This is a genomic window from Clostridium sp. OF09-36, from assembly GCF_003481985.1.
GTDB lineage: Bacteria > Bacillota > Clostridia > Lachnospirales > Lachnospiraceae > Brotaphodocola.
On record NZ_QUMD01000063.1, the window covers coordinates 1 to 2806 of the forward strand.

Consider the following 2806-nt stretch of genomic DNA (forward strand, 5'->3'; position numbering starts at 1 on the left):
GAAATGCTTCTAAGTCCTCCACAGTGGAAAGCCCCTTTTGCCGGAGATAGGATAGGGCTTCGCTGACTGCCTTTAAGTCCTGTGAAGTCCCCCGGTTCTGTCCAGCCCTTGTCCAGTCCTTCCGTTCTTCCTTTCGTATCTCCATATACCTCATCAGCAGATTGGGAAGAAGTGTCGCTTCCTCCGCCGCCTTTTGTGCAAGCAGTTCTTTCCGTTTTTCGCCCAGCTCGGTAATCCAGCCTTTGAGGTTTTGGATAAGCTGCCGGATGGACTTCATCAGGCGGTTGGCGGCTCTGATTTCCCTGTTTAGGTTGCCGATATTCGTCTGGATTCCACGCTTTTCCATCTGGCGGACAGCAGCCCCCTCATGGACAGTAGGGACTATATCAAGCCCCTGTCTGGCATAGGAACGCAAGTCCACACGCTCCGGGCGGTCATTGGCTTCCAGATAGCGGTTCTGGATGACCTCCCATTCATGCCGCCAGATTTCACAATACTTCTGGTCGTTCCAGTCAACCGTATCCTCCTTGTGGCTTTTCCATCTGCCGGACGGAAGTTTGATCCGTTCCCCATTCTCGTCAAGGTCATAAACCTTGCGGCTCTTGGGAAGCCATTTCCCATGCTCATCCATTGCCCGCATAGTCAGCAGGACATGGGCGTGGGGATTGTGTCCCGGCGGATTGGGGTCATGAATTGCAAAATCAGCAATCATGCCTTTGGAAACAAACTGCTGTTCACAAAACTCCCGGACAAGGACAGCATACAGGTCGGGTGGTATCTCTCTGGGGATGGTAAGCACCCACCGCCTTGCAAGCTGGGAGTTCCATTGCTTTTCCACCGCTTCGGCGGCGTTCCATAAGGTATTGCGGTCTGCATACTCCGGCGGGGCATTTGCCGGGAGCAGGATTTCATTGTGGACGATACCACGCTTTTCCGGGTAGTGCTTCACTTTCTGGTCGTATTCACAGAACAGCTTTTCACCGCTCTGGTAGGCAGCGGCGGCAACCGCAGACTGCTGTTGGCTTCGCTGCACAATCGAGATTTCGTTGTGTGGACAGGGCATTTCGTATCCCTCCTTTCTATGCTTGGTGGATGGGGTGGCGTTTTACCACCTCATTTTGGGCAGAAAAAAAGCAGGAGACCTTTTTCAGATTTCCTGCTCGGTGTGCCGCTGTGTAAGCGGCGGGTATTTAGTTGTGAAAGTTCGGGACAAGTTGACCCGATGTGTGTAGAATAACAAACTGGATTTATTTTTCTTTACATTTTATGCCGTAATTTCCCCTACTACCATTTTCGTAGCCCCTATATATTTCATATCTTTTTCCATTTATCTCCACTTCGTCATCGTTAATAAATGTATAAGACTTACCATTTTCTTCACAATACTTTGAAATTGCTTCCATAGTTTTTGCAAGAGTTGGGTAATTGGCACTATCCTCATAAGGAACCCAAAAAGCTTTTTTAAACATATAAAATACCTCCTTCTAATTTGTTAAGTAATCCACGAATTTTCAAATCGTTATAAAATAATAGTATCATACAGCTTCGCAAAAATCCACTTATAACTTCAAACTTGTCGGCTGGGAACAGCTTGCAACGCAAGGTGTCCCCAGATGGCAAGTCCACAAAAGGGTAGCTGGTGGCAGCCAGCGCAGGGGAAGCGTAGCGTCCCCTGTATGATTTGGAGCAGACCATGACTGCGGAAAATCACAGCCTTCCGGCGAGGAGCCTTCGGAGAACGCAATGCACCACCTCTGGGTGGTGTATAATTGCGCCCTTAGTAAACTAAGGGTTTTCCGGTTTCTCCCGTTCCAGCAGTTTTTTCAATAGTTCCTGCGTGTCCTGTCTGTGAAAAATGAGTTTCAACAACAGCATGATATCATCATCTGTCAGGCGTTCCGGTTCTTGCAGAAAACTTTCCAGCATACCGCCACGAGTGCAGAGCCGGTGTGTCCGTTCCTTTCTGGTAAGCTGCTTCAACTGGTGCTTCAATGCCTTTTCATCATTGATGGCTTTCCGCAGTTTCTTTTCGCTTTTTTCCAACTCCCGGTTGAGCTTTTCCAGCTTTGAAGTATCAGGCAAGGGCAGCGTCCTCCTTTCCCGGTATCAGCACATAAATCCTGTTTGGTTCTCCAACGCCCTGACGCACCCGCATGATAAGTCCGGCTGTTTCCAGTTCATTCAAAGAACGCTTGACCGTCATAGAGCTGCGGGACAGGACTGCGGCAATGTCTGTGACAGGGAAGCAGACAAACAGGATTCCGTTCTCGTCCTCCTGCCCTTTGGAGAGCATAGCGTCCAACATCCGGCAGTACATGACCTTTGCGGTGCTGCTGACTGGAAATCCTGTCAATGCTCTGGGAAATGGCATACAGGGCGGCAGTGGTGTGTCTATCGTCATAAATTCAAAATTCATTCGGTGTGTTCCTCCTTTTTCTTTGCTCGTTTGGATAAATAACGGGGGCAGTCAATCACAACCGCCCGGAAGCTCTGCCTGCACTCATGCTGGCATTTCCGGCATAATTCGTTGTAAGTGACACGCCCCCGGTCATTGAGGTAAAAAGAAAGCTCCTGCTTCCTCTTTTTGCTCATTCTCGGCATATTGCGTTTCCTCCCGTTTTAGTGTATGGTTTCGGGGCGATTTTCGGCAAAATTACATCCATAGAGCCGCTAAAATCTCCCGAAGTATCAGCGATAGGTAGACTATCCCCCTATCAGATTGTCGTGTTTCGGTATCATTTCGGTGTCAGTTCGCCAGTTCTCCCCGGTGTCGTTCCTCCCCTGAATCTCACAGCGGCGTATCGCT

The 2806-nt window shown here is 49.3% G+C and carries 5 protein-coding genes; all 5 read right to left on the reverse strand.

The features are described 5' to 3' along the window. On the reverse strand, positions 1 to 1063 hold a 1063-nt coding region (mobQ, locus tag DXA97_RS19485; protein ID WP_118721443.1), incomplete at its 3' end, for a MobQ family relaxase. Between the two features lie 184 nt (positions 1064 to 1247). Next, positions 1248 to 1469 carry a DUF4318 domain-containing protein gene (locus tag DXA97_RS19490; protein ID WP_002596507.1) on the reverse strand — a complete coding sequence of 74 codons (222 nt, stop codon included), beginning with the start codon at positions 1467 to 1469 and terminating at the stop codon, positions 1248 to 1250. Between the two features lie 316 nt (positions 1470 to 1785). Next, positions 1786 to 2082, reverse strand: coding sequence for a DUF3847 domain-containing protein (locus DXA97_RS19495; protein WP_117819231.1), 297 nt, complete (start codon positions 2080 to 2082; stop codon positions 1786 to 1788). Continuing rightward, positions 2075 to 2416 carry a DeoR family transcriptional regulator gene (locus DXA97_RS19500; protein ID WP_117819230.1) on the reverse strand — a complete coding sequence of 114 codons (342 nt, stop codon included), beginning with the start codon at positions 2414 to 2416 and terminating at the stop codon, positions 2075 to 2077. The genes DXA97_RS19495 and DXA97_RS19500 overlap by 8 nt, the downstream gene beginning before the upstream one ends. Further along, complete coding sequence (locus DXA97_RS19505; protein WP_118593902.1) at positions 2413 to 2601, reverse strand: hypothetical protein; 189 nt, start codon at positions 2599 to 2601, stop codon at positions 2413 to 2415. The genes DXA97_RS19500 and DXA97_RS19505 overlap by 4 nt, the downstream gene beginning before the upstream one ends. Between the last annotated feature and the right edge of the window lie 205 nt (positions 2602 to 2806).